This window comes from Paraclostridium dentum, assembly GCF_012922555.1.
Lineage (GTDB): Bacteria > Bacillota > Clostridia > Peptostreptococcales > Peptostreptococcaceae > Paraclostridium > Paraclostridium dentum.
Map to the genome: position 1 here is coordinate 1,150,304 of NZ_WIPK01000001.1, position 25,942 is coordinate 1,176,245.

Annotated in this window: 27 protein-coding genes; 5 read left to right on the forward strand and 22 right to left on the reverse strand. The window is 29.2% G+C overall.

Features of this window, described 5'->3' with window-relative positions; all coding sequences use genetic code 11:
• The first annotated feature begins 7 nt into the window (after positions 1 to 7).
• Positions 8 to 1,198, forward strand: a complete 1,191-nt coding sequence (locus tag GFJ41_RS05510) for a coenzyme F420-0:L-glutamate ligase (protein WP_170074816.1) — start codon at positions 8 to 10, stop codon at positions 1,196 to 1,198.
• Between the two features lie 186 nt (positions 1,199 to 1,384).
• Here GFJ41_RS05510 and GFJ41_RS05515 read toward each other — a convergent pair whose 3' ends face one another.
• The 19 genes from GFJ41_RS05515 to ftcD all read right to left on the reverse strand — a co-directional run bounded on the left by GFJ41_RS05515 (position 1,385) and on the right by ftcD (position 19,054).
• Positions 1,385 to 2,650: a chloride channel protein gene (locus GFJ41_RS05515; protein WP_170074817.1), complete on the reverse strand. Its 1,266-nt coding sequence runs from the start codon at positions 2,648 to 2,650 to the stop codon at positions 1,385 to 1,387.
• A gap of 906 nt (positions 2,651 to 3,556) precedes the next feature.
• Positions 3,557 to 5,440: an FtsX-like permease family protein gene (locus GFJ41_RS05520; protein WP_170074818.1), complete on the reverse strand. Its 1,884-nt coding sequence runs from the start codon at positions 5,438 to 5,440 to the stop codon at positions 3,557 to 3,559.
• Positions 5,440 to 6,186, reverse strand: a complete 747-nt coding sequence (locus tag GFJ41_RS05525; protein ID WP_170074819.1) for an ABC transporter ATP-binding protein — start codon at positions 6,184 to 6,186, stop codon at positions 5,440 to 5,442. The genes GFJ41_RS05520 and GFJ41_RS05525 overlap by 1 nt, the downstream gene beginning before the upstream one ends.
• Before the next feature lie 171 nt (positions 6,187 to 6,357).
• Positions 6,358 to 7,338 (reverse strand): sensor histidine kinase, encoded by a 981-nt coding sequence (locus tag GFJ41_RS05530; protein WP_170074820.1) that lies wholly within the window; start codon positions 7,336 to 7,338, stop codon positions 6,358 to 6,360.
• Positions 7,339 to 7,347: 9 nt separating this feature from the next.
• Positions 7,348 to 8,040 carry a response regulator transcription factor gene (locus tag GFJ41_RS05535; RefSeq protein ID WP_170074821.1) on the reverse strand — a complete coding sequence of 231 codons (693 nt, stop codon included), beginning with the start codon at positions 8,038 to 8,040 and terminating at the stop codon, positions 7,348 to 7,350.
• A gap of 134 nt (positions 8,041 to 8,174) precedes the next feature.
• Complete coding sequence (locus GFJ41_RS05540) at positions 8,175 to 9,002, reverse strand: undecaprenyl-diphosphate phosphatase (protein ID WP_170074822.1); 828 nt, start codon at positions 9,000 to 9,002, stop codon at positions 8,175 to 8,177.
• Between the two features lie 230 nt (positions 9,003 to 9,232).
• On the reverse strand, positions 9,233 to 9,715 hold the full coding sequence (locus GFJ41_RS05545) for a prolyl-tRNA synthetase associated domain-containing protein (protein ID WP_170074823.1): 483 nt from the start codon (positions 9,713 to 9,715) through the stop codon (positions 9,233 to 9,235).
• Positions 9,716 to 9,956: 241 nt separating this feature from the next.
• A complete protein-coding gene (gene ade / locus GFJ41_RS05550) occupies positions 9,957 to 11,759 on the reverse strand; it encodes an adenine deaminase (RefSeq protein WP_226890222.1) in 1,803 nt (600 codons plus the stop codon).
• Positions 11,760 to 11,761: 2 nt separating this feature from the next.
• On the reverse strand, positions 11,762 to 12,034 hold the full coding sequence (locus GFJ41_RS05555; protein ID WP_021433307.1) for a EutN/CcmL family microcompartment protein: 273 nt from the start codon (positions 12,032 to 12,034) through the stop codon (positions 11,762 to 11,764).
• Positions 12,035 to 12,036: 2 nt separating this feature from the next.
• Positions 12,037 to 12,429, reverse strand: coding sequence for a hypothetical protein (locus tag GFJ41_RS05560; protein WP_170074824.1), 393 nt, complete (start codon positions 12,427 to 12,429; stop codon positions 12,037 to 12,039).
• Between the two features lie 4 nt (positions 12,430 to 12,433).
• Complete coding sequence (locus GFJ41_RS05565) at positions 12,434 to 12,709, reverse strand: BMC domain-containing protein (protein ID WP_021431053.1); 276 nt, start codon at positions 12,707 to 12,709, stop codon at positions 12,434 to 12,436.
• A 27-nt stretch (positions 12,710 to 12,736) separates the two neighbouring features.
• Positions 12,737 to 13,078: a BMC domain-containing protein gene (locus tag GFJ41_RS05570; RefSeq protein ID WP_170074825.1), complete on the reverse strand. Its 342-nt coding sequence runs from the start codon at positions 13,076 to 13,078 to the stop codon at positions 12,737 to 12,739.
• Between the two features lie 11 nt (positions 13,079 to 13,089).
• Entirely contained in the window at positions 13,090 to 13,392 is a 303-nt protein-coding gene (locus GFJ41_RS05575; RefSeq protein ID WP_170074826.1) for a hypothetical protein, read from the reverse strand.
• Positions 13,393 to 13,403: 11 nt separating this feature from the next.
• Entirely contained in the window at positions 13,404 to 13,664 is a 261-nt protein-coding gene (locus GFJ41_RS05580) for a BMC domain-containing protein (RefSeq protein WP_021431056.1), read from the reverse strand.
• 27 nt (positions 13,665 to 13,691) lie between these two features.
• A complete protein-coding gene (locus GFJ41_RS05585; protein ID WP_170074827.1) occupies positions 13,692 to 15,032 on the reverse strand; it encodes a UbiD family decarboxylase in 1,341 nt (446 codons plus the stop codon).
• A gap of 1 nt (position 15,033) precedes the next feature.
• On the reverse strand, positions 15,034 to 15,588 hold the full coding sequence (locus tag GFJ41_RS05590; protein WP_170074828.1) for a UbiX family flavin prenyltransferase: 555 nt from the start codon (positions 15,586 to 15,588) through the stop codon (positions 15,034 to 15,036).
• A gap of 182 nt (positions 15,589 to 15,770) precedes the next feature.
• Positions 15,771 to 16,382: a cysteine hydrolase family protein gene (locus GFJ41_RS05595; RefSeq protein WP_021431060.1), complete on the reverse strand. Its 612-nt coding sequence runs from the start codon at positions 16,380 to 16,382 to the stop codon at positions 15,771 to 15,773.
• Positions 16,383 to 16,552: 170 nt separating this feature from the next.
• Positions 16,553 to 18,097, reverse strand: coding sequence for a dihydroorotase (locus GFJ41_RS05600; protein WP_035116795.1), 1,545 nt, complete (start codon positions 18,095 to 18,097; stop codon positions 16,553 to 16,555).
• Positions 18,098 to 18,112: 15 nt separating this feature from the next.
• Entirely contained in the window at positions 18,113 to 19,054 is a 942-nt protein-coding gene (gene ftcD, locus GFJ41_RS05605) for a glutamate formimidoyltransferase (protein ID WP_021431062.1), read from the reverse strand.
• Between the two features lie 219 nt (positions 19,055 to 19,273).
• Between ftcD and GFJ41_RS05610 the strand changes: the two genes are divergently transcribed.
• The 3 genes from GFJ41_RS05610 to gltS all read left to right on the forward strand — a co-directional run bounded on the left by GFJ41_RS05610 (position 19,274) and on the right by gltS (position 22,785).
• Positions 19,274 to 19,966, forward strand: coding sequence for a cyclase family protein (locus GFJ41_RS05610; RefSeq protein ID WP_170074829.1), 693 nt, complete (start codon positions 19,274 to 19,276; stop codon positions 19,964 to 19,966).
• A gap of 42 nt (positions 19,967 to 20,008) precedes the next feature.
• Positions 20,009 to 21,343, forward strand: a complete 1,335-nt coding sequence (locus GFJ41_RS05615) for a uracil-xanthine permease family protein (protein WP_170074830.1) — start codon at positions 20,009 to 20,011, stop codon at positions 21,341 to 21,343.
• Positions 21,344 to 21,519: 176 nt separating this feature from the next.
• The gene (gene gltS, locus GFJ41_RS05620; RefSeq protein WP_170074831.1) at positions 21,520 to 22,785 is read left to right on the forward strand and encodes a sodium/glutamate symporter; all 1,266 of its coding nucleotides are present in this window, start codon (positions 21,520 to 21,522) and stop codon (positions 22,783 to 22,785) included.
• A gap of 117 nt (positions 22,786 to 22,902) precedes the next feature.
• Here gltS and GFJ41_RS05625 read toward each other — a convergent pair whose 3' ends face one another.
• Together GFJ41_RS05625 and GFJ41_RS05630 are read right to left on the reverse strand one after the other, a co-directional pair.
• Positions 22,903 to 23,313: an FxLYD domain-containing protein gene (locus GFJ41_RS05625; RefSeq protein ID WP_170074832.1), complete on the reverse strand. Its 411-nt coding sequence runs from the start codon at positions 23,311 to 23,313 to the stop codon at positions 22,903 to 22,905.
• 90 nt (positions 23,314 to 23,403) lie between these two features.
• A complete protein-coding gene (locus GFJ41_RS05630) occupies positions 23,404 to 24,525 on the reverse strand; it encodes a serine/threonine-protein kinase (protein ID WP_170074833.1) in 1,122 nt (373 codons plus the stop codon).
• A 74-nt stretch (positions 24,526 to 24,599) separates the two neighbouring features.
• Here GFJ41_RS05630 and GFJ41_RS05635 point away from each other — a divergent pair, with 74 nt between their 5' ends.
• Positions 24,600 to 25,040 carry a hypothetical protein gene (locus GFJ41_RS05635; protein WP_170074834.1) on the forward strand — a complete coding sequence of 147 codons (441 nt, stop codon included), beginning with the start codon at positions 24,600 to 24,602 and terminating at the stop codon, positions 25,038 to 25,040.
• Between the two features lie 64 nt (positions 25,041 to 25,104).
• On the opposite strand, the gene GFJ41_RS05640 is transcribed toward GFJ41_RS05635, so the two are convergent.
• Positions 25,105 to 25,782 carry a YczE/YyaS/YitT family protein gene (locus GFJ41_RS05640; RefSeq protein WP_170074835.1) on the reverse strand — a complete coding sequence of 226 codons (678 nt, stop codon included), beginning with the start codon at positions 25,780 to 25,782 and terminating at the stop codon, positions 25,105 to 25,107.
• Between the last annotated feature and the right edge of the window lie 160 nt (positions 25,783 to 25,942).

Below are 25,942 nucleotides of genomic sequence, written 5' to 3' on the forward strand. Positions count from 1 at the left end.
GATTATTTTGGAAAGAGTTATTGGTACAGTTGTTAGGGGACTTCGTTGTCCAATCATTAAAGAGGGCGATAAAATCGAGGATATAGTTGTAGAAAGTGTACTTAAAGCTTCAGAAGTTGAAGGATTTACTATAAATGATAAGGACATAGTCACTGTAACTGAATCAGTAGTTGCACGTGCTCAAGGAAATTATGCTTCTATAGATAATATCGCTAAGGATGTTAAATCTAAATTTGGCGACGATACTATTGGTGTAATATTCCCTATCTTAAGTCGTAACCGTTTTGCAATCTGCCTTCGTGGTATAGCAAAGGGAGCTAAGAAAATAGTATTAATGTTAAGCTATCCATCTGATGAAGTTGGAAATCAGCTAGTTGATTTAGATATGTTAGATGATAAGGGCGTTAACCCTTGGACAGATGTTTTAACAGAGCAAGAATTCCGTAATCTATTTGGGTATAATAAGCATACTTTCACAGGTGTTGATTACATTGATTATTATAAATCTTTAGTAGAAGAATATGGCGTTGAGTGTGAAGTAATATTCTCGAACAATCCTAAAACTATCTTAAATTATACAAAAAGTGTTCTTACTTGTGATATTCATACAAGATTTAGAACTAAGAAAATTTTAAAAGCAAATGGTGGAGAAAAGATTTATGGCCTTGATAATATATTATGTGAATCTATTGATGGAAGTGGATGTAATGAAGCTTATGGATTATTAGGGTCAAACAAATCAACAGAAGAAACAGTTAAGCTTTTCCCTCGTAACTGTCAACCTGTCGTTGATAATATACAAGCTATTCTTAAAGAGAAGACAGGAAAAGATGTTGAGGTTATGATTTATGGAGATGGAGCTTTCAAAGATCCAGTTGGTAATATTTGGGAACTTGCTGACCCAGTTGTTTCACCTGCCTTTACATCAGGCTTAAATGGTACTCCAAATGAAATAAAATTAAAGTATCTTGCTGATAATAACTTCTCTCATTTAGAGGGTGAAGAGCTTAAGAAGGCAATATCAGAATATATTAAAAATAAGGAATCAGATTTAGTTGGATCTATGGAATCACAAGGTACTACTCCAAGAAGACTTACTGACCTTATAGGATCATTATCTGACTTAACTTCAGGAAGTGGAGATAAGGGAACTCCTATTATATTCATCCAAGGTTATTTCGATAATTACACAAAGTAATAAATTAAAAAGTGCTACCGTTTCAACAGCCTAAAAATCTGTTAGTGGTAGCTCTTTTTTAGTTATTCAAACAATCAGCCGTGTAAATAATTCTATAATGGATTTATATATATAAAGTAAAAATCCACCATATATCTATCGTGGATTTCAATGGTGGAAACGAATCACAGGAATAAAACCCACGATTTATTTCTTAATACTTTGATTTTTATGTACTAATTTAGTTTCAATATCATTAATCATTTTACCTATAGCTGCGGCTAATACCATTGGCAATATAGTATTAATTGGAAAGAAAAATATCAATAAAAATATAGCTACAAACATATTTCCTATAGCCTTACTTGCAAGACCTGTAACTATTATAGCCAAACAAAAAACTGGATCTATAGAAAATAACTTAGATACTCCATAAGCTAAGCAGCTCCCAGAAAATATCAAAGGAAATATATGTCCGCCTCTATGCCCTGTTGATAAACATATTTCTGTCAATAAAAGTTTTACTAATGATAATAAAATAAGCATATAAGCAGATATGTTATTCCACTCAACAACTAACTCTCTTAATCCATGTTCTCCAGAAAATAGTATCCATGGGAAAATAGTTCCTAATATACCTATTCCTAATCCTCCAATTATTCCTTTTAGTATTTTCTTATTTTCAATAGGCTTTAATATCCTATGTAGCCCTAAAGCGTACATTTTGTATATATACGCAAGTAACATGGCTATAATAATTAATGGTATAAACCAAATAATTTCTTTCAACCCAATATTACTTTGTCCAAATTTAACTATAAATGAAGGTCTGTTATCAAATTTTGATAATAGTATAAATACTAAAAAACCAGCTATTGTCGTTACAGTATAAACAATTACTTTTATTTTCTTTATTATATGTCTATTTTCTGAACTTTTTTCACTTAGTGTATATATTCCAAATAAAGGCGCCCTAAATACAAGTCCTGCACTAACTTGCATACTATATTCTATTAGTTCATCTGAATACTGATTAACAACGTTCTTTTTCTTAAATCGTTCTTTCATTTTATCTCCAACAAAGGTAATTATACCTCCTGCAATGCCTGATAGTGCAGCTTCTGGTCCAACACTTGCACCAAAGAATAGTATTGTTAATGAGTTTATAATAGAATTTTTTAATGATTTATACTCTACTCTTTTATTTTTCTTAAACTCTTCTAAAGTTTGGTCCATATATTTTGGGTATTCTCCAAAATGTTTTTGCGTTATTCCGACTAATATACCACCTATACTTGCAACTATTAAAGTCCAATATTTTATATTAAAAAAATCTTTTAAAGTGTGCCATATAAAGTGTGTACCTACATTTACAATTCCTAAAAACATCCATGTTAAAATACCTACAAATGCACCCATAAGTGCGCTATTAAACATTAACGCTAAATCTAACTTTACAACTTTTTTTCCCAATGAATTTCCTCCTTAAGTTGCTCTTGAATAAAGTTTTCCTCTATAAGATAATTTATATTCTAAATGAGATATCTCTATCATTATAATCTATCTTTTCAATTTCATAATACGAATTTATTATATCATACTCTTCCTGCAAACCTAAGCCTTCATATATTTTTATATAACATATCTTTAATATTTTAACTAAACAAAACCTAATTCGATATTCATCTAGTATGTTCTTAATAGATTTTTAAATAATATAATTAAAGTAATTATATTTCATCTTATTTTTATAATAATCTTCTTCTATAAATTATTAATTCTATGCTTAAAAAAATAGCCTCTTTAAAAATAGAGAAATTAAAATGGATAGTATTTATATTTTATATATTGCTTTGCCCTTGTGATTTTCTTTGTTATATCCTTAAAATTCCATATAATCTTCCACTTAGATTCCAAGCATATTAAAAACACTTATACCCGAAGGATATAAGTGTTCGTGTATTTCAATGGTGGAGACAATTCACAAGAATCATACCCACGATTATCTATTTGATTATTTTTATAGCTTCAATATATATTTATCTTTAATATTATGTTATGATCTCAAATAGACTACAATCTATTAGAGTGTTGTTTCCATACGAGGGCTTTAACCTACTTCCAATAGGAAGGAGGTAGAAGTATAGACAATTTTCTTTTTAACATAATGATTAGCTTTCTAGTAGGTATACCATCAAGTATAGTTGCTAGTTACATATTCGATAAATTAAAAAGACACTCTACAACCAAATAGATTGTAGTCCTTTTTTGTTTCTCCTTAATAAGATTATCATAACACATTTGATATTTTTTTAAACTATTTTTGTTATCTTAATATTAACTATCTATATGTTTTTTTCAATTACATCAAATTTTAATTTAATCTATTAAGCACTCTTTTACCTCATCTAGATAATTTTTCCTTATAATTAAAAAATACACACATACAACTATAAAAAAGCTTCCCATAACTAAAAATGAAGATGATGCAATATCTACACCACGAGCACTTTTAAAAGCTAAAAGTGCAAATATAGAATGTATAACCGCAACCATATATGGAATAAAAAATAAAGCGCCTATCTCCACTCTTGATATTTTCTTTATCTCATTATAAGTTAATCCTATCTTATTAAGTTTTCTGTATTTTACCTTATCCTCTTGGCAATCCCTATAAATCTTATTATATAAAAAGCTGCTAGAAGTAATAAAAAATACCAATCCTATAAATACTGATAAGAATAGAAGAACCGCATAGGCTACTTTTCCGTTTTCTACAATAATTGATTTAGATAAAAATTTATATTCTTTATCATATTTATAAACATCTTCAAAAATTTTGCTGGCATTTAAAGTACTCATATAATCACTTGTATTTATCGCTACAAATTCATCTTCTATATACTCTGTATTTATACTATCATAAAAATCATCTTTAACTACATACATATACATGCCATAATATGTTGGCACAGCAGATTGTTTAACTTGTCTTACTTTTATACTTTTATTATCTATATTTATAAAATCATCTTTATTCTTACTGCTTTCTTTTGACAATGAAATCGCTTCATTAGATTTAAAATTTATTATTTCAAATCCTTTCGCCTCAGCCAACTGGGCATACTCCGACTCTTTGATTATCTTTATATCTCTATTTTTATCTTTAAGAAATAAAGTTTTAAATTTTCCCTCAACTTTATCATATGATATATTTTCTTCTTCTAACAAAGACCCTAACTTCTTTACTCTGTTTTCTTCATTATTATTACTGCTGTTATTTAATTTTTTTCTCTCAGTAGCATAAAATATTGCTTGAGGAAAATCCATTTCTGATTGACTAATCAAGTCTGTCCAATATGAATGTATGGACCCAATAGCAGTAAATGCAACAGCAGAAGTTATTGTTACTAAAAAAAGCATCCTTGTATTATCCTTTATTTTATAATGTAAATTTGCTATACATAACATATTAATATTTTTTTTATAAAATGACTTATTTCCTTTAAGCTTTTTTATAATAAATACACTAAGCTGTGAAAATAATAAATATGTCCCTATAATAACCATAAAAGTTACTGGTACTATTGTACTTATCAACTGTGATTCTGTTACGGTAACCGCTCTATAATAGGCAACTACAAATAACAAAACACAAAGTATTGATAATATAGGTGATGTTTTTGGCTCTTTTTTAGGTTTTTGTGTTCCTTTAAGTAACTTTATAACTTTATCTTCCCTAACCACAAAACATATAAAATACGAAATCAATAATGACAATAATATAAAGTATAAAATAATTGCACCCATAGATTTTATTGGGACATAAAACTTTAATGGCTCTATACCTATTAATGAAGATATAACAATCAATATTACTTTAGAGAAAATTAATCCTATAAAAACTCCTAAAATTGATGCTAAAGTATTCATTATTAAATTTTCTATGAAAATCATTTTTCTAACTTGCTTTTTTGATATTCCTATCGTATATAAAATACCAAACTCTTTATTTCTACTTTTTAAAAACACGCTTACTGAATAACCTACAAATAGAAATAAAAACAAATAAATTATAACTGTTGATTGCTTCATCATCAATATCAAATAACCTGGAAATAATGAAGTATCTACGTCTGGATGATTTATGAACATATTAACAGAAAAAATTAATGTAGAAGATATAAGTATACTAAAAAAATGTCCTATATATGATTTAATATTTCGTTTTACATTCTTAATTGCAAACTCTGTAAAATTCATTACTTGCTACCCCCTAACAAAGAAAGTACATCCATTATTTCTTGATAAAACTGCATTCTATTATCACCCTTATAAATTTCATTATATATTACACCATCTTTTATAAACAAAATTCTATTGCAATAGCTTGCTGCCACTGGGTCATGAGTTACCATCATAGTCGTTACATTTTCTTCCCTATTTATCTTTTCTAATAACTCCATAACATTCCCAGCAGCCTTTGAATCTAAATTTCCTGTTGGCTCGTCAGCCAAAACTATAGAAGGATCATTTATTAAAGCCCTTGCGATAGCAGTCCTTTGAGCTTGACCACCTGATACTTCAAAGGTTCTTTTATTTAACAAATCTTCTATTCCTAATATTATTGATACCTTTTTTAATTTATCATCTTGCTCTTTTGTGGGCATATTTTCTAAAGTTAATGGCAATATTATATTCTCGCCTATAGTTAAAGTATCTAGTAAATTATAATCCTGAAATACAAACCCAAGCTCTCTTCTTCTAAATAGTGCAAGTTGATCACCTTTTAATTTATGTGGCTCTTTATTTTTTAATATAATCTCTCCTGAAGTTGGCTTATCTATAGTTGAAATCAAATTTAATAATGTAGTTTTTCCACTCCCACTTGGCCCCATTATTCCTACAAATTCTCCGTCCTCTATGTTAAAACTTATATCTTTTAATGCATTTGAAACTACCTTATTCCCATATACTTTACTTACGTTGTTTACTTTTAAAATATCCACTTTGTTTCTCCTTCTCTAAATTTATTAAATTTCTTTATACATCAATTTTAATTTAGATATTAAAATATCACTATCTACAAACCTTACATTTACATTACATCTGTGTAAGGTTCACTTATATTTATTTTTTGTATATTTAAAAAGCCAATAGCTTATAACTATTGACTTTCTTTATTTTTTAAATAATATTGATACTTGTGTGCCTTTTTCAATTTTCGATTTTATTTCTACCTCATGACCTAAGTTGTCACATACTGTCTTTACTATGTATAATCCCATACCCGTTGATTCTCCAAAGTCACGCCCATTTTCACCTGTAAAAAATGGCTCAAATACTCTTTTTATATCTTTTTTAGATATTCCAATTCCTTCATCAATTATCTCTATTATTATATATTTATCATCTTCTCTATTTTTTATAGTCAAATATTTGCCATAATCTTTTGAGTACTTTACACCATTTATTATTATTTGTTCTATTATAAATCTTAGCCACTTTTTATCACTATAGACCACTAAATCCTTGTCCAATTCTACTTTAGGAATTATTCTATTTTTAATAAATAATCGTCTTTCTTTATTTACCAGTTCTACCACATCATTATATAAATTAACTTTTTCCACTGAGAAATCTTTTTGAAACTGATCTAATCTAGCAAAATACATTGCCATATTAAGTCCTTTATCTATTTTGTCTAACTCTTGCTGTATATTTGATGATATCTCTTCACCTTCATATTCTTGTAGCAAAAGATTGATTACAGATACTGGAGTTTTCATCTGATGAATCCAATGATTAATAAAAGTTAAATGATCGTTGTGTATTTTATTTTGTTCTTGTATCTTTAATCTGTATTGATTATATTGTTGATTTAACACATTAGCTACATTTTTTCCTATAGGTGATTTTCCTAAATCTAATATAGATTCATCTAAGTTTCCTATGCCTTTTTCAATAACTTCATAAGCTCTTTTAGTTGTTATGTACTTGTAGATTATAAAGCTACTTACAATAAAAGTATTAAATAATAATATATAGATTATCTCTGATGCTTTTATAAAATTCATAAGTTTACAATACGTAAGAGTTATTATAAGCCCTGCATAATAAGTGAATATATATCCTTTGTATTCATTTATAAATAATTTCATATTATAATCCTACCAATTCTTATTTAATTTGTAGCCAACCCCTCTTACTGTATTCACGGCATCTTCTATTCCTAAATCATTAAGTCTTTTTCTAATTCTACTTACATTGACATTTAATGTATTTTCCTCTACAAATTCAATATCATCCCATATTTTTTCTAATAAATAATCTCTACTAACTACTTTGGGATATTTTTTCATAAGACATTCAAGTAATATCCCTTCTTTTTTAGTTATGATTACATCTTTATCCTCAAATTCTACTTCCAATCTTTCAGGATAAAATTTAAGTCCATCTAATTCAACTATTCGTTCATTTAGCTTTAAAGCATATTCTCCGTAAGACCTTCTCATATGACTTTTTATTTTTGCTATCACTACCTCATATTGAAAGGGCTTAGTTATATAATCATCTCCACCACTTTCTAATGCTCTAATTTGATCCATTCCACTTTCCCTCGCTGATATAAATATTATAGGTACATTTGATTTTTGTCTTATCTTCGTACACCAATAAAACCCATCAAATTTGGGTAAATTTATATCTAATAATATTAAACTCGGTCTACATATTTCAAACTCTTCTAATATATTATTAAAATTTGTCGCTATAACCCCTTCAAATCCGTATCTGTCTATGTAATCTTTTAACAATGTACTTATGGAAGTATCATCTTCTATAATATAAATTCTATTATTCATATATTCACTCCATATCAGTTCTTATTTCACCATTTTTTGATAACTTGTATTTGTAATTAGTATACCATATTTTATAGTAAATAAAGCTATAGCATTGTCATTATTGCTATAGCGTTCCTATATTTAATTAATTTTTATATCATCATAAAATAGTATATTAGAAGTATACATCCAAGTACTACCCTATACCAACCAAATATTTTAAAATCATGTTTTTTAATGTATCCTACCAGAAATTTAATAGTTAATAAAGATACTATAAATGCAACTACCATACCTACTAATAATACAGTAAGTTCAAAACTTGTAAATACAATACCAAACTTCACCAATTTAAGTAAACTAGCCCCAAACATTACTGGTATAGCTAAAAAGAATGTAAACTCAGCTGCTACATCCCTAGATACACCTATTAATAAAGCACCAAGTATAGTCGCCCCTGAGCGCGATGTACCCGGAAAAATAGCTGCTACTAATTGAAATAAACCTATAACTAGTGCCATTTTATAAGTTAATTGATTTATATTATTTGCTATAGAATTTTTACCTTTATTATAGTTCTCTACTACAATAAACAAAATTCCAAATACTATAAGAGCTATAGCTACTGATTGAAAATTGTAAAATAATAAGTTTATCTTATCATCAAATAATATACCAATGATTGCCGCTGGCATACAGGCTATAACTACTTTTATCCACATTGTTATTATGTCTTTTTTTATAATTTGATTATCTTTAAATGAAAAAGGAAATATCTTTCTCCAATATAAAACTACTACTGCTAGTATTGCACCTAGTTGTATTACAACAAAGAACATTTCTTTGAATGCATCTGACATTCCTAGCTGTAAAAATTCATCTACTAGTATCATGTGACCTGTACTACTTATCGGTAGCCATTCTGTTATGCCTTCTATAATACCTAAAATTATAGCTTTAAATATTTCTATTAATTCCATTTGTTTAATCCTCTTTTCTTATATGACTTTTCTCATATAAGAATTTTACTGTAAATACTATAGTATAACTATCTTCAAACCTTACATAGATATTACATCTATGTAAGGTTTATAAATAAAAAATACATTGACTATTGTATAAATGTGTTTTTTATGGATTTCAATGGTTTAGAAGAAACGTACCGACCCCTATTCACATAGTATTATTTATACACACAACTTAAATCAATCTATATATTAACCTTAATAACTTTATTATCTATATAATCTAAAAACTTAATAAAATCATCTCCAGATATATTGAATGTTTCCGTATTTATAGCTGGATGAAAATTAAGATTTTGACCATCTAGTAAATCATTATCTATTATGACTTCTACTACACTATTTGCATCATTTATAATACTAAATGGATTTACACTACCAGGTGTTACCTTCATTAATTTATATAACTTTTCTGGTGAATCAAATGAAAGCCTACTACTTCCAATTTGTGATTTTATTTCTTTTAAGTCTACAGCTTTATCGTGTTTTGCTACAACTAGATAATTAATACTTTTATTAGAGTTTTTTAAAAATAAGTTCTTACAGTGATGCCCTGGCATGTCCTTTGTGACTGCATAAAATTCATCAGCTGTAAATACTTCATCATGTTCTAAAATTTTATATTTTATATCTAACTCATCTAATTTATTATATATTTCTTTTTTCATAAGTTACCCCCTGCTGCATTTATATAAGTATATTATTACATATATTTTTTAGTTCATCTATAATTTTTTATTTATTCTAATTTCTTAGAGTGTAAAAAATAGGTTGTCTTAAAATAAAGTTAGCGAAGGATAAAGATGTAAGTTTTAGCGACATTTACAAGCACGTACTATAGCTTGTATGGAGCAAAACTTACATCTTTATGCAGGAGCATACTCACTTTAAAACAACCTATTTTAATTGCTATAATATAGGACTTAAAACTTCAAAATTATTTACATCTATTAATCCTTTATCAGTAATTTTCCATTTAGGACTAGTGGATAAAGCTAAAAAAGATAGATGCATAAATGGAGCATGTAAATTTCCACCTAAATCTTTACTTACTACATTTTCTAGTAAATCTATTTTTTCACTTACTTCACTTCCTGTAAGTTCATCTGTAATAAGTCCTCCTACATTTAATCTTAGCTCTTCTAGTACTCGACCATTATTAACAACAGCAATACCTCCTCCCATCTCTATTACCTTGTTAACTGCAACTACCATATCGTTTATATTAGTTCCAACAACAGTTATATTGTGAGTATCATGAGCTATACTCTCTGCAAATGCACCCTTTTTAAGTCCAAAACCATTAACAAAAGCTTTACCTATATTATTGTTTCTCCCATATCTTTCAATACATGCAATATGTAAAATATCATTAGTTATGTCTGCTTCTACTACATTATTTCTAGTTTTCAACTTAACTTCCATACATTCAGTCAAATTTTGATCAGGTATTGCTTTTATACATCTAGCAACAACTTCTTTTTCATTACTTATAATTCCTATATCTTTTTCATTTATTTTACCTATTTTAACAGAATTTTTCACACTATCAGGATAAGTATATTTAGGTAAGTCTATCAATAGTTTTTTATTAGAAGCTACAAGCTTTCCTTCTATAAAAACAGCTTCTATATCCATGTCATTCAAATCATTTATTATTGTAATATCAGCAACTTTAGATGGAGATAGTACACCTCTATCCTCTAAGTTAAAATAAGTTGCAGGATTTATTGTTGCCATTTGTATAGCTTCAACAGGGTTTACACCCTCGCTTATAGTTCTTTTTATTATTTCATTCATATGACCTAATTCTTGTAAATCTTTCGCCACCATATCATCTGTAGCTAATATGCATCTTCTTGAATCTATATGTTCTTCTGTTACTGCTTTTATACATTCCCCCATATTCTTTTGAGTAGATCCCTCTCTCATGAATACGTAGACCCCTTGTCTTAACTTTTCTATACATTCATCTTTAGTAGTTGTTTCATGACAAGAACATTTTCCACCAGTACACACTATATGTGCAGCAAGTTCATTTGAAAACAATTCCGGAGCATTACCATCTACTATTTTCCCTATACTTTTAGCATACGTAGTCGATGCTAGTAAATCTGTTATTATTTCTGGGGTATTGTTATATACATGTTTTGCATTACTAAATCCTTGAAGTTCTCCTATACCTATTATATTTTTATAGTTTAGCAAATCTTCCATATCTTTAGAACTAACATCAACTCCTGCTGTTTCAAGGCTAGGGCAATCTGGAGTTAGTGCAGGAACTACAAATCTTACATAGTTCGGAACATAACTTGCTTCATCTGCCATAGCTTTCATTCCAACAGTACCTAATGCATTTCCTATTTCATGAGGATCTGCTATCAAAGTTGTAGTTCCTGATGGTATAGAAAGCCTAGAAAACTCAGTAACTGTTAACATACTGCTTTCAAAATGCATGTGTGAATCTATAAATCCAGGAGACAAGTATTTGCCACGAACATCTACTACTATAGTATTTTCACCTATTAAACTCTCACAATCTCCTACCATTAATATGTATTTTCCATTTATAGCTATATCTCCTGTATATATCTCTTTAGTCAGTACATTTATAATATTCCCACCATACAGAACAATATCTGCATGGTGCTTATTACTCATAAGTGTATCTATTAACTCCTTGTACTCTATTGCTTGTTTTATATATTTCAATTTTAATCCTCCCAAACATCTATATTATCCACTATACCTATAATAGCTGCATTTATTGATGATTGTAGTTTTTTGGTTGCATTTCTAGCCGCTGTCCCTTCTGTATATATTACAAGTTCTCCAATTCCAGCCCCTACTGTATCTACAGCTATTAGTGGTTTTCCATCTATTTCATTTTTTAAGTTCAATGGTTGAGTTATCATTAATTTGCTTCCTACTAACGAATCGTCTTTTTTAGTCGCAACTACTGTTCCTATAACTTTTCCTATTTGCATGTTTATCCCCCTATTTCAATTTTTATTTTCTTTTGTTTTATATAATCTTTTGCCATTGGAGTTATTATAGTATTCTTTGATATACGTATACTTCCTTCATTTAAATTCATAATATCATTTAATGTTATTATTTCCTTCCTTGCTTCATCTTTGTTGTTTTCATGATCAATTGTTTTATTTTTATAGTTAATATGATTATTATTTAAGAAATCAAGAATTTCTTTTATATTCTTGTGATTTGTAGGTATCATTACATATGAATTGTCGTCTATAGAATTAAATTTATTATTTGATATAAGAGTTTTACAACTACTAAATTCTTTTTTGTTATCTTTTTTTATATTTTTACTTATTTTGTTCAATATATTTTTTGTAAAATCAATTTTTTCTTTCATCTATTTAATCTCTGCTTAAAATTACTCTTTCAACTTCTGAGTGTGGTCTTGGTATAACATGTACTGAATGAAGTTCACCTACATTTCTTGCTGCTTCTGCTCCAGCATCTACGGCAGCTTTAACTGCACCTACATCTCCACTTACCATAACAGTTACTAATCCAAATCCTATTTTTTCATATCCCATTAAAGTTACATTAGCTGATTTAACCATAGCATCTGCAGCTTCTACTGCACCTACCAAACCTTTAGTTTCTATCATTCCTAGCGCTTGACCCATAACAAATTCCTCCCGTTATCAATTATTTTATTCATTTTTATTTTCTATTATTTTTTTATTACTATTTTTTACTTTAAGATTTTTTTCAAATTCTTTAATTAAAACATCAATTTCTTCATGAGGTCTTGCTATTGTTTTGCTTGAAACAATTTTTCCAACTTTATTTCCTGCCTCAATACCAGCATCGATAGCGGCATTTACTGCTGCAACCTCCCCAGCTATATGTATGGTTACACTAACTGCTTTTTCAACACCTATTACTTTATCGTATCCTACTAGTGTAATATCCGCTGCTTTGCTTGCAGCATCAAGAGCTGCTATCGCTGTAGTAAGTCCTACAGCCTCAATCATCCCTAGGGCTTTTCTCATATTATCCCCCCTTATTTAGCTAAATCTTTTAAACTAATCATATTTTTACATTTATTATTTGTATTTATATTTTTATCTACAACTATATTGTGATTTAAATCTTTTAATGATTTAAATTTCATTTCTTTATTTATATGCTTTTCATTATTTAAATTATTTTTTTTACTATTCTTGTATAATATACTTTTTAAAATTTCTACTTCTTTACAATTTATATTTTCAATTTTTTTATTTTCTTCTTTTTTACATATTTTTTTATTAAGTGCTTTATTTGATATATTCTTCATAACAACTTTTGTCAATAAATCTGCCACTTAACCACCACCTATAAAATTTTACTTACTTCATCATGAGGTCTAGCTATTACATTAGTGGATATTATTTCCGCTAATCTTCCTGCACTTTCTTCTCCATTTTCAACAGCTGCTTTAACAGCTGCTACATCTCCTTTTATAATTGCAGCAACTATCCCTGATCCCACCAAATCTATGTCAACTAGCTCTACATCTGCTGATTTTAACATGGTATCCGCAGCTTGAATTGCACCTATCAAGCTTTTTACTTCTACTATTCCTAGCGCTTTCAATCATACTCACCCCTTTAACATAAGAAGTTAAAAATAATCATCTATGTTTATATTTTCATAACCTGGTATTATAGCTCGATTAAATAATTCATTGTCCAAAGGCTTTGTTGCATCAATTCCCATTTTATCGCTAAGGCCTTTATTTACATGAGAGGCTTCTAATGGACTTCCAAGTGCATTAGGTATTATAATTACATCCTCACTTGCTTGCACTCTTGAAGCTATTGCAAATTCTACATCTTTATAGTTGTATATATCTACATCACCATCAACTATTACCACATGTTTTAAGTCTTTACTACTTCCAAGCGCTGTTAGTATTGAACTTTTTCCATCTCCTTCGTTTTGCTTATTTATCTTTACAACTGCATGAAGTCTACATCCTCCACCTACTGTTACATTAATATCTATTACATCAACTATATTTTTTAAAGCACTATATATTTCAACCTCTCTTATAAGACCATTTGATAAATGTTCTTCTCTTGAAGGAAATGCATGTTGAAAAATAGGATTATCTCTATGCATTATAGCTATAACGTCTATAGTTGGGTGATTCGATACTTCACCATAATATCCCATAAGTTCCCCGAAAGGACCTTCTTTTATTTTTTTATTTGAATCTAAATACCCCTCGATTACAATTTCACAAAATGCTGGAACTAATATATCTACACTACTACACTTTATAACTTCAAGTGGTTCATTTTTTAAAGAACTATAAACCTCATACTTATCTAGACCATATTTTGAAGAACTAATTTGAGATGCTATCAAAAATTCTGCATCATATCCTAGAACTATTGCACACTCTAGCTTTTCATTATTTAATTCAGCTTTTTTAATTATCTTATTCAAATGAGGAGAAGCTCCAGATACTAAAGCACTTATATTATCTTTATCATTTATTTGGAACCTTCTAACTGCCATATGTGTGTCATTAGTTTCTGGATCTTTTATTATTAGCATCCCTGCTGTTATAAAATTTGATGAATCTTTTTCATGCGATGTAGGAATCGGAAATAATTTATTTATATCTATATTTTTAGTTATAATATTTTGAGCAATAGGTCCACTTTTAACTTCTTTATAGGATTTTGGATTTGCTATAGCATCCATAAATTTATAAATTCTATTTTCTTCATTTACATCCATTAAATCATTAAATATTTTTCTATTTCCATATACTCCACCAACTAAATCTGTATCATAATTTTTTATATTCTTAAAAACTATAGGTACTTCATTATCAAAATACCTAAGTACAGCTCCTAATTCAAATTCTTTATCAACTCTCTTTTTACAAGTTTTTAGATATCCTGATTTTTCTAATTTATCTAAAGTAAATCTAAGCATTTGGCTCTCCATGTTATTCCCCCCATCTCTTAAGTAAATTATGTTCTATATCAAATTGATCTAGACACCTTCCTATAATCGATGAAACAATATCACTTATATCCTGAGGATGATTATAAAATCCTGGAGTAGGAGGCATAATAGTAACCCCTATATTAGAAAGCTTTAGCATATTTTCAAGATGAATAGAACTTAAAGGAGTTTCTCTCGGAAGTAATACTAATTTTCTTCTATCTTTAATGCATACATCAGCGCATCTGGTTAATAAAGATTCGCTAAATCCATGAGCAACTGAAGCCAATGTCTTCATAGAACACGGAACAATTATCATACCATCTGTTTTAAATGATCCACTTGCTATCCGCGCTGCTAAATCATAATTTTCATAATAAAAGTCAGCCATTTCTTTAAGCTCGTCTAAACTTACACCGCATTCATGCTCAACAACATATTCACCCATATTAGAAACTACCAAGTGACTCTCAACACCAAGCTCTCTTAATGCTTGTAAAATTCCTAAAGCATAAATTGCTCCACTACCACCTGAAATTCCAACAACAATTTTCATAAAATTCCCTTCCACTTCCTATCTTTTTCTCTCATACATAAAGTTATATAGTTTTGATATACTGTAAGGCTTGAGGTGATATTTTGGGATGTAGCGACATTTACAAGCATCTTCCCAGCTTGTATGGAGCAAATACCAAATATCATCTCCAAGCCCAAACCAGAATATCAAAACTATTTAAACTACTCTACTTTGTTTTCTGTATCTCCGCCTCCAACCCAAGGGTCTAAGTCTTTTTCCCATGCGTCTATATACTCATCTATAGTCATAACTTTTGTAAATATGCTTAAATCTCTAAGCCCTGCTTCATGCATCTCATCATTTTTAGAATGAACTCCATCACTTAAAGTTATAACTTTATACGCATTATATAATGCATCACTAGCAGTACTTCTAACACATACATTAGTCCATACCCCAGTAACAACTACAGTATCTATATTTTCTTCTCTTAAATATAAATCTAGATCAGTATGTGCAAACCCACTATGTCTTCTCTTTGGAACTATATACTCTTCACCTTGTGGATAAAGTTCTTTTATAAAATCAGAACCCCAAGTTCCTTTAACTGCATGAACTGGTCTAACTCTAAAATCAGCATCATTTTTTCTATGAGCTTCTTGTATATGAACTAACTGAACATCGTCTAATCCTCTAGCATTTCTTTCTCTAACCCAAGCAAAAAGCTTTTGAAGATCAGGTATTATTTTTTCTCCTCCCGGACATCTTAATGGAGCTTTCTCTCCAACAAAATCATTTAACATATCTATAACTAAAATTGCATGTCTTTTCATAATAAATCCCCCTCTTATTCTCTTTCCTCACCGAAAAAATTAAGTTTCTAAAGATTGATAGTATAGAGGGTGGGAGTTGTGACTTGCTGAAGAAGCGTTAAAGACCGCGCACTTCAGGTCTTTAGCGACAGAAGCAATTCACAACTCCCGCTCTCCACCACTAATCAACATTAGAACTTGATATTTTTATCTAACTTACTTATTGTCTGACGTTTTATAAATTTACCGAATCCTGGTTTAACCTTTATACCTTTTATATTTTTGACATGTTCAAGAATTAACTCTGGATGATCTTTTCTATAACTAACTTTATATTCTCCACTAGTTAATTCTTCAGGATTATTAAATAAAACATCATAATTATCTAGATTTCCCAAAACTCCAGGTTCTCCATCTTCATAAACTAAATTACCTCTAACTATAGTTTTAATTATTCTTCCTTTTAGCTTCATTCCTTCAAGTGGAGTGTATCCACACATAGTTACTAAATTTTCATTTTTAATAGTCCATTCTTTATTTAAATCTATTATTGCAAAGTCAGCATCTGACCCTATATTTAAAGCACCTTTCTTAGGATATAATCCATAGTGTTTAGCTGCATTAGTGCTTAGTATATCAACTAATTTACTTAGTGAAATTCTTCCCTTATTGTATCCTTCACTGACTATTACAGGTACCATAGTCTCAACTCCTGGTATACCTGGGAATGAAGTCCATATGTTCGTACCTTCTTTTAATTTTTCACTTTCTATTTCATATGGTGCATGGTCTGTTGCTATAAAATCTATACTTCCATCATTTATACCTTTCCAATGCTCCTCATTATCTTTTTTAGTTCTAAGAGGTGGAGCTATTTTTGCAAGTGGCCCATATTCAGTCATAGCATCTTGGTAATTTAAAGTTAAATAATGAGGACAAGATTCACTAGTTACATCTAACCCTCTCATTTTAGCTTCTTTTACTAACTTAGCCCCTACACCTGTACTCATATGAACTATATGCAGTCTAGCTTTACTAGCTTCAGCAAAGCTAATGCCTAACTCTATAGCTACCTTTTCAGCAAGCTCCATTCTAGCTTCTGCCCAAGCAGGTCCATCAAGTCTACCTTCTTCTTTAAATTTATTTACATAAAAATCACACATTGCAAAATTTTCTGCATGTATTCCTATCGGAAGCCCTGTTTCTGATACTGCTTTAAAGCATTCAAACATTTCTGGATCTGTAACTCTTGGATAAGTTGGAACAGATGGCGTCATATAAACTTTAAAAGCAACTACCCCATAATCAGCTTGTTCTTTTACATTATGCATCCAACCTTCACGAACATCTTCTCCTGTAACTCCTCCCCACATAGCATAATCTACTACAGCTTGTGGCCCGCATATACCTAGTTTTGTTTCTAATTGTTCTATACTTCTAACTGAAGGAACTGAACAACAAGGCATATCAATTATAGTTGTAACTCCTCCAGTAGCTGCTGCTGCTGTTCCTGTTAAAAAGTTTTCTCTATGAGGAAATCCTTGATACATAAAATGCGTATGTGAATCTATACAACCTGGCATTACTAAGTTTTCTTTTGCATCTATAATTTCTTTTGCATCTATCATATTTATATCATCAACAAACCCTACTATTTTTTCGTCTTTTACTAATATATTAGTAAGAACCATTTCGTCTCCTTGAGGTATGTTTGCATTTTTTATAATTAAATCCATAATTTAAAATCCCCCTTACATATCCATTAAATGAGTTTCTAATACTTGTTCGTTTCTAAAATCCTCTAATTGTAAATAATAGTTAAATGTATCTAATACATAGTCTAGCTTTATAGGTCCTACTAATTGACTTCCAGTTACTATTACTCCATATCTCTCAGCTTCTCTTTTTACAAATTCAAACGCTCTATGAATAGGAGTTTGATAACAATCTAGTAAATTCATAGAAACTACTACTCCTTCTTTTTCCGGGAATTTAATTCCAACTGCCCTAACAGTACTAAATCCACCACTTGGTCCTCTTAATGCTTTAGCTATTTTTTTAGCTATCTCTACATTTTCAGTTCCAAGGAATATATTATAAGCTGTAAGCCCATTAACTTCAGCGCTCGATAATGTTGCTCCAGCTTTTTCACTTAATAATCCATCAACACTTAAATCTGGCTTTCTATTATTGTATTCTTCTTGTCTACTGCTATCATCTTTTATCTCTTTTAAAAGATCTCTAACACCTTCATATTGACCTTTTCTTATATATGCAAATGCCTTTCTTTCTTCTGTACTAGCACTTTCTCCTGCAAAGTATATAGGGACTTTACTTTCTTTATGTAGCCTTTCCCCTATTTCTTTTGATAGCTTCACACACTCTTCTATAGTTATATTTTTAAGTGGGAATATAGGCAGAGTATCTTGTGCTCCTATTCTAGGGTGAGTTCCTTTGTGTTCTCTCATATCTATAAGTTCTATAGATTTTTTAGCCATATTAACTAAAGCATCTTTTACATCTTCTGGCTCTCCTATAAATGTAACAACTGTTCTATTAAAATCTGCTTCTGGTTCATAGCTCACTAACTTTACATTTGAATTTCTAACTACGTCTACAATAGCTTCAATTACATCTTTGTCTTTTCCATTACTAAAATTTGGCACTGCTAATACATATTGTTTTTTCTCCATACAATTATCTCCTTATTTTTTTTAAATTTAATAAGTAGATAAACTATTAAAACAAGCAAATCTTCATTTATCCAAACTTATGATTAATTTTTATCTATTGAATTTTTCTGCAGTTTAAAGTAAGTTTTCTAATTTTTTTATTTACACTTGTTTATAAATTATATTTTCTAGCTATTGTGAATATAACTTATTAAATAAAGTTTTTAAGGAGGTGTTTTAATGGGGTTTAAAGTAATTGATTTGTCACAAGAAATTTATCAAGGTATGTCTGTTTTCCCAATGCATCAACCTACCTTTATAATGACAAATATGACTCATGAAGAAAATATGAAAAGAACCGGAAGTAAAACTTTAGGATTTTCTGCTAGAAATTTACTTATAAGTGAACATGGTGGTACTCATTCTGATGCTGTCTGGGAATATAAATCCAGTGGTAAGACTATAGAAAATATGCCTCTTGAGTATTTTTTTGGAAGTGCTATTTGTATAGACTTAAGCAATATTACTTATAGTAGGTATATTGAAATTAAGGATATAGAAATTTCATTAAAAGAGTCTAACCTTAAAATTGAAAAAGGTGATATATTGCTAATGTACACTGGTCATTATGACAGAAATTTTAACACAGATAAGTGGCAAACTGAATATTCTGGGCTTAGTTATGATGCAGCTAAGTACCTAGCAACATCTGGAGTAGTTAATATAGGAGTTGATGCTCCTGCAATTGATCATCCAAAAGACTTAAATTTTTCAGGACATTTAGTATGTGGAGAGTATGATATCACCAACACAGAAAATCTTTGTAATCTAGATCAATTAGTGGGTAAAAGATTTTTATATTTTGGATTACCACTTAAAATTAGAGAAGGTTCTGGGTCCCCAATAAGAGCCATCGCTCTTTTGGAAGATTAATTATTATAGCTAGCAGCAAAATTTATATTAGGAGGAGAATTTATGAGTGAAAATAGTTCTTCTCAAAAGATTAAAAATCAAAATAACTCAGGATTACTATATAGAATAGAAGATAGACCAAATTTGCAACTTTCAATCCTTCTTGGTTTTCAACATATAGTTGCAGCTTTTGGTGGAATTGTTGCAGTTCCTTTGGTCATAGGTCCTGCAATAGGTGTTGATGTTAGAACTACAGCTATGTTAGTTAGTGCTACAATATTTGTAGCAGGGCTTGCAACTATTATCCAGGCAAGAGGTATTTACAAAATTGGAGCTAAACTTCCATGTATTATGGGTACATCTTTTACATTTGTAGGACCAGCAATAACAGTTGGTACTTCTATGGGCCTTGCAGGAATATTTGGTGCTACCATACTTGGTTCCTTTATAGAAATGATTTTGAGTAGATTTATAAAGCCTCTTATGAAATTTTTCCCACCTGTTGTTACAGGGACTGTTGTTACTTTAATAGGACTTACACTTGTTCCTGTTTCTATGGATTGGTGTGCTGGAGGTATTGGTTCTCCTACTTATGGAAGCATTACAAACATTTGTATAGCTTTAATGGTTATGGTTATAGTCGTAGGGTTTAATATATATGGTAAAGGAGTTCTTAGCAGCTCTTCAATTTTGATAGGAATGTTTGTAGGTTACTTAGTATGTATCTCTATTGGCTTGGTTGATTTTTCACCTATAAAGGAAGCAAGTTGGGTAGGTTTACCTGGAATACCTGTAATCTTAGAACATGGTGTAAAGTTTAGTCTAGCTGGAGTTGCTCCATTTATTATAGCCTATCTAGTAACTACTATAGAAACCGTTGGCTGTTTAATAGCAATAGGTGAAGCTTCAGATATTAAAACTTCTAGTGAACAATTGAGTAAGGGCGTATTAGCTGACGGTCTAGGCAGTTTTTTAGCTGGTTTTTTTGGAGTATGCCCTAATACTACATTTAGCCAAAATATCGGTCTTATTCCTATCACCAAAGTTGCAAGTCGACATGTGGTTATAATATCAGGAGTAATTATGATGTTACTTGGAATATTCCCAAAATTAGGAGCTCTAGTTGCATCTATTCCTAGCCCTGTTTTAGGTGGAGCCGGAATAGTCATGTTCGGAGTTGTTGCTGCTAGCGGAATAAAAACATTAAGCAAAGTTAATATAAATAATAGAAACTTAATTATAATATCTGTTTCTATAGCTCTTGGCCTTGGAATAACTACAAGACCTGAGCTTTTAACAGTTTTACCTGAATCTTTAAAATTATTGTTTGGTTCAGGAATAAGCACAGGAACTATATTTGCAGTAATGCTAAATATACTTTTAAAAGATACTGAATAAATGCAATATAAAATTAATTGAAATAACTATTCCACTTCAAAAGATAGTTATTTTTTTTTACATTCAATTAAAGTTTTATTAAGAAATTTAAGAATTGTTTAAATTGTATTTACATTTTATATCGTTTTATAGTATAATAATCCAATATCTAACTAAATTAAATAAGGAGTGATTTGATGGAACTTTACAAAATTAACGGAATCCTTAATCTTAATTTAAACATTGCTGCTACGATTGCATTAACATGTTTTTTAATAATTTTAGGAAAAATAGTAAAAAGACGAATCTCAATTTTAGATAGACTCTGTATACCTGGACCAGTTATAGGAGGTATATTTTTTGCACTTTTAGTTTTTTTACTTAATCAATTTAATATATTAACTATTGTATTGGACACTAGCTTACAATCTACATTTATGGTCGCTTTCTTTACTACCGTAGGTATAGGCGCAAGTTTTAGCCTTATTAAAAAAGGAGGCAAGTCTGTACTGATTTACTGGGTATTTTGTATAATACTTATATTTTCTCAAAATATCATAGGCTTATTAGGAGCATTACTAACAGGACTTGACCCATTGCTTGGTCTTATGTGTGGTGCCATTTCTATGGGTGGAGGTCATGGGACTAGTGCAACTTTCGGTCCAACTTTAGAATCAATGGGAGTTGTAGGCGCTAATACTATAGGTCTTGCCGCTGCAACATTAGGCCTTATTTGTGGTGGATTTGTAGGAGCTCCAACCTCTAAATTTTTAATTGAGAAGTATAAATTAAAACCAAAAAATTCGCTTTCAAACAACTTACATAATCATAACGAAATTGAAGATGATATCAATAGTGAAATTGCAATAGCATCCGATTCTAAAGCATCATCAAAATTGGATTCTTCAGAATTTATTAAACATATCTTCATATTGACTACGTGTATGTCATTAGGATATGTTGTTAGCAATTTTATAGGTAAAATAACAGGTTATGCATTACCTGAGTATGTAGGTGGTATTTTAGTTGCTATGTTATTCAGAAATAGTAATGATAAATTTAAATTTGTAGATGTTGACTATTCATGTTTCGAACTTTTAGGTGATATAAGTTTAAATTTATTTTTAACTATGGCCCTTATGAGTATTAAACTTTGGGAATTAAAAACACTTGGATTACCTATGTTGATTATAGTTTTTATGCAAGTATTATTTATAGTTTTATTTACTATATTTGTAATGTTTAAATTATTAGGTAAGGATTATGATGCAGCCGTAATGGTTGGTGGATTTATAGGTCATGAGCTTGGTGCTACTCCAAATGCACTTGCTAACTTGAATTCAATATGTAGTAGATATGGATACTCAGAAAAAGCATTTTTTACGATACCAATTGTATGTGCTTTTTTGATTGACCTAGTTGCAATACCTACTATCATAATGTTTATAAATATACTATCATAAAATTTATCTTGAGTGATTATACAACTAAGTTTTATATTTTATATATATTTTTTAATAATTATAGTTTTCTTAAACGTAAAAAAAGAGTTGCCTTTAATTAGTGGCAACTCTTTTTTATTAAAATGCACTTGATTTAGCTGTTATTTCATACTTATCAAAATTATTTTTAGAACATAATATTTCTACTTTTCTTTTCTCTTTAGGCATAATATCTGTCTCGTTAGTAAACGAACTTTCAATAACCGTTCCTTCTTTATCTATTAATTTATAATCAAACTGTAGATAACCTATTTTTTCATTACTTTTATTTTCAAATGTTCCTACTATTTTAGTAGTAAATTGATCTTTTTCTACTTCCCAAGACATGTCTTTAGCTAAGTCTTGCACTTTGCTATCATTTTTAACAGTATCTTCTTTCACTTGATTTACAGCTTTATCCACGCTAGACACTCCAGCTGTAAACATAGCTGCACACCCTCCTATAACAACTACAATACCTATTAATACACCTACTATAACTTTTTTCATAATAAAACCTCCACTAAATAATTACTTGTTGATTTTATTATAAAATTTATTTTTAATTTATTGGTATGCCATTAGCATACACATTTTTAATTATTTCAGTAACTCAAGGCCTAGACCAAAAATCATAAAAAGTATAAAGCTATAAATTATATATCCAAATATACTAAAATACCTTTCTTTACTTCGTATCATAGGTAACTTACTCTTTATATTTAAAAAGTTTGTGTATAATAAAGATAATGATAATAATAATCCTATTACAAGTATATTTCCTATAAATGTGGTTGTACTATCTACAAAAACTAGACCAGTGATCAAAAATAAATACCATAAAATAGCTAACATCATATTCAACTTATTTCTAGACCTAAATCCTGGTAATACATCCCACAGGTTGTTATTCTTTTTCATATTAATATTTGAATTCTTTATATCGTTATCTATTTTTTTATTTACTTTATATAAATTTTTTACTTCTTTACAATCTGTACTAATTAACTTTTCTAAATCTGCTTTTAAATCTTCTACACTTTGATATCTTTCATTAGCAGATATTTTCGTACATTTTTTTATTATATCTTTTAGGTTGCCATCACTTTCTATTTCTTTTGTATGCCTACCTGTAGTCAGTACATTCATCATTATCCCAATAGCATATATATCACTTCTGCAGTCAGTTTGATCAAACCCAAATTGTTCTGGGGATGCATATCCCTTTGTTCCCAAAAGAGTCGTATCCATGTTTTCTCCGTATTTATATATTCTTGCTATATCAAAATCTATAAGTTTTAATACTCCATCATTGCTTATCATTATATTAGCAGGTTTTATGTCTCTATGAATTATACAAGGATTTAAATTATGAATTTTTTTCAGCACATTACATAAATCAATCATGTATTTTGCTACAATCTCTTCACTTAAATTCCCTTCTCTTTTTAAAATTTCTTGCAATGTATGTCCACTTATAAACTCTTCAATTATTATTAATTTATCTTCATGTTCAAAAACTTCATATATTTTAGCCATATTCTTACTTTCTATATGAGTTAAGCTTTCGTATACTTGTAACGTATACTCTTTTAATACTCGTTTTATATAAAATTTTTCATCTAAAGTATTTTGAACTAAGAATATTTCACTTTTTCTACTTTTATGTATAGATTTTAATTCTTCGTATAGCGATAATTTGTATTCTTCATCTATATTCAATTTTTTGCACCTCTTTTATTGATTTTACTTCCATAGAATTATATCATATTAATATGTGAGGTGGAATTATTTATATGAATAAGGATAAAACAGTTGAACTTATGAGTGTTTTAAACAATATAGAAAATGAATCTTGTTTAGATGAGTTTATTAAAATTGCTAAAGAAAATTTTTCTGATTTAAGCTTGCCTAATTTTTTTGAAAGCATATGTAAAGAGAAAAATATAAGCAAGAGTTTGCTTATAAAAAATGCTGAAATCGATAGAACTTATGGATATCAAATTTTAAACGGAAGTAAAAAACCAAGCAGAGATAAAATTATTCAACTATGTTTATCTGCTAAATTAAATTTAGAAGAAAGCAATAAAGCTCTAAAATTAGGAAATGTAGGAGAGTTATACCCTAAAAATCCTAGAGATAGTATTTTAATCTTTGGTATTAATAAAAACCTTAATATTTCTAAAATTGATGAATTGCTTTATAGTAGAAATTTTGAAACTCTTTTAGATATTTAATTTTTCTAAATAAAAAACTCTTTCCTAGTAATTTTAATTTAACTAAGAAAGAGTTTTTATTATATTATATGTTAAAGTCCTCAACACTATTTCTTGCAGGTTCTTCATTTAAAATAAATTTAACTAATTTTTCTCCATATGGAAGGCATGTTTGTATAAATGGACCTGTTATAAGCATTGCTATAACTGTTCCAAGTCCTACTGTACCTCCTAATAAATACCCTGCAATCAAAAACGTAGCATCAATTCCCATTCTTATCCAACGATATTCTAATTTCATTTTATCTTTTATAATAAACGGTATTATGTCATTTGGTGCCATTCCTACCTTAGTAGATGAAAGAATAGAAAATCCTACAGCTATGATAAAACACCCTAATCCTACTAAAACTATTTTTCCAATATAACTATCGTGTTGAATTGGAAAATATGTAACAACGTTTACAGCCATATCAATAATTGGCCCAACTCCAATAACACATATTAAGGTACCTATTTTAATATGATTTTTCTGAACTAAAAATATTATTGTAAATAATACAATTAAGATTATTCTATTTGCAGTTCCTGTAGTAGCGTTTACCCCAATGCTATTTAATGCGCACGCTAATCCTTGTGTAAAAACTGTAAATGGATCTGATCCTATATTTGTTTTTAAATATAACGCTACTCCAAATTGAATTATACTCATTCCTATAAAAAACAATGTTAACCTTTTCACAGAGCTTAAAAGTTTATTCATGCATATACCCCCTAAGTATGTCTACTATTCCAATTGACTTTAAGTTAATTACTTGGTTATTTGATTTATTGACTTTTACAGAATAATATAATTTCAAAAATATGTCAATAAAGTTTGTTATTTTTTACTCATTCTTAAGGTGTAATAATATTTCTTACTG

Excerpts from the sequence above, each read along its gene's own strand:
- GFJ41_RS05520 (WP_170074818.1), bottom strand. The coding sequence starts at position 5,440 with ATGAATTTTACAGAGTTTGCAATTAAGAATGTAAAACGAAATATTAAA.
- GFJ41_RS05530 (WP_170074820.1), bottom strand. The coding sequence starts at position 7,338 with ATGAAATTATTTATAAATGAATACAAAGGATATATATTCACTTATTAT.
- GFJ41_RS05535 (WP_170074821.1), bottom strand. The coding sequence starts at position 8,040 with ATGAATAATAGAATTTATATTATAGAAGATGATACTTCCATAAGTACA.
- GFJ41_RS05540 (WP_170074822.1), bottom strand. The coding sequence starts at position 9,002 with ATGGAATTAATAGAAATATTTAAAGCTATAATTTTAGGTATTATAGAA.
- GFJ41_RS05545 (WP_170074823.1), bottom strand. The coding sequence starts at position 9,715 with ATGAAAAAAGAAATATATAATAAATTAGATGAGTTAGATATAAAATAT.
- GFJ41_RS05555 (WP_021433307.1), bottom strand. The coding sequence starts at position 12,034 with ATGCAAATAGGAAAAGTTATAGGAACAGTAGTTGCGACTAAAAAAGAC.
- GFJ41_RS05560 (WP_170074824.1), bottom strand. The coding sequence starts at position 12,429 with ATGAAAGAAAAAATTGATTTTACAAAAAATATATTGAACAAAATAAGT.
- GFJ41_RS05565 (WP_021431053.1), bottom strand. The coding sequence starts at position 12,709 with ATGGGTCAAGCGCTAGGAATGATAGAAACTAAAGGTTTGGTAGGTGCA.
- GFJ41_RS05570 (WP_170074825.1), bottom strand. The coding sequence starts at position 13,078 with ATGAGAAAAGCCCTAGGGATGATTGAGGCTGTAGGACTTACTACAGCG.
- GFJ41_RS05585 (WP_170074827.1), bottom strand. The coding sequence starts at position 15,032 with ATGGAGAGCCAAATGCTTAGATTTACTTTAGATAAATTAGAAAAATCA.
- GFJ41_RS05590 (WP_170074828.1), bottom strand. The coding sequence starts at position 15,588 with ATGAAAATTGTTGTTGGAATTTCAGGTGGTAGTGGAGCAATTTATGCT.
- GFJ41_RS05595 (WP_021431060.1), bottom strand. The coding sequence starts at position 16,382 with ATGAAAAGACATGCAATTTTAGTTATAGATATGTTAAATGATTTTGTT.
- GFJ41_RS05600 (WP_035116795.1), bottom strand. The coding sequence starts at position 18,097 with ATGGATTTAATTATAAAAAATGCAAACATACCTCAAGGAGACGAAATG.
- ftcD (WP_021431062.1), bottom strand. The coding sequence starts at position 19,054 with ATGGAGAAAAAACAATATGTATTAGCAGTGCCAAATTTTAGTAATGGA.
- GFJ41_RS05610 (WP_170074829.1), top strand. The coding sequence starts at position 19,274 with ATGGGGTTTAAAGTAATTGATTTGTCACAAGAAATTTATCAAGGTATG.
- GFJ41_RS05615 (WP_170074830.1), top strand. The coding sequence starts at position 20,009 with ATGAGTGAAAATAGTTCTTCTCAAAAGATTAAAAATCAAAATAACTCA.
- gltS (WP_170074831.1), top strand. The coding sequence starts at position 21,520 with ATGGAACTTTACAAAATTAACGGAATCCTTAATCTTAATTTAAACATT.
- GFJ41_RS05625 (WP_170074832.1), bottom strand. The coding sequence starts at position 23,313 with ATGAAAAAAGTTATAGTAGGTGTATTAATAGGTATTGTAGTTGTTATA.
- GFJ41_RS05635 (WP_170074834.1), top strand. The coding sequence starts at position 24,600 with ATGAATAAGGATAAAACAGTTGAACTTATGAGTGTTTTAAACAATATA.
- GFJ41_RS05640 (WP_170074835.1), bottom strand. The coding sequence starts at position 25,782 with ATGAATAAACTTTTAAGCTCTGTGAAAAGGTTAACATTGTTTTTTATA.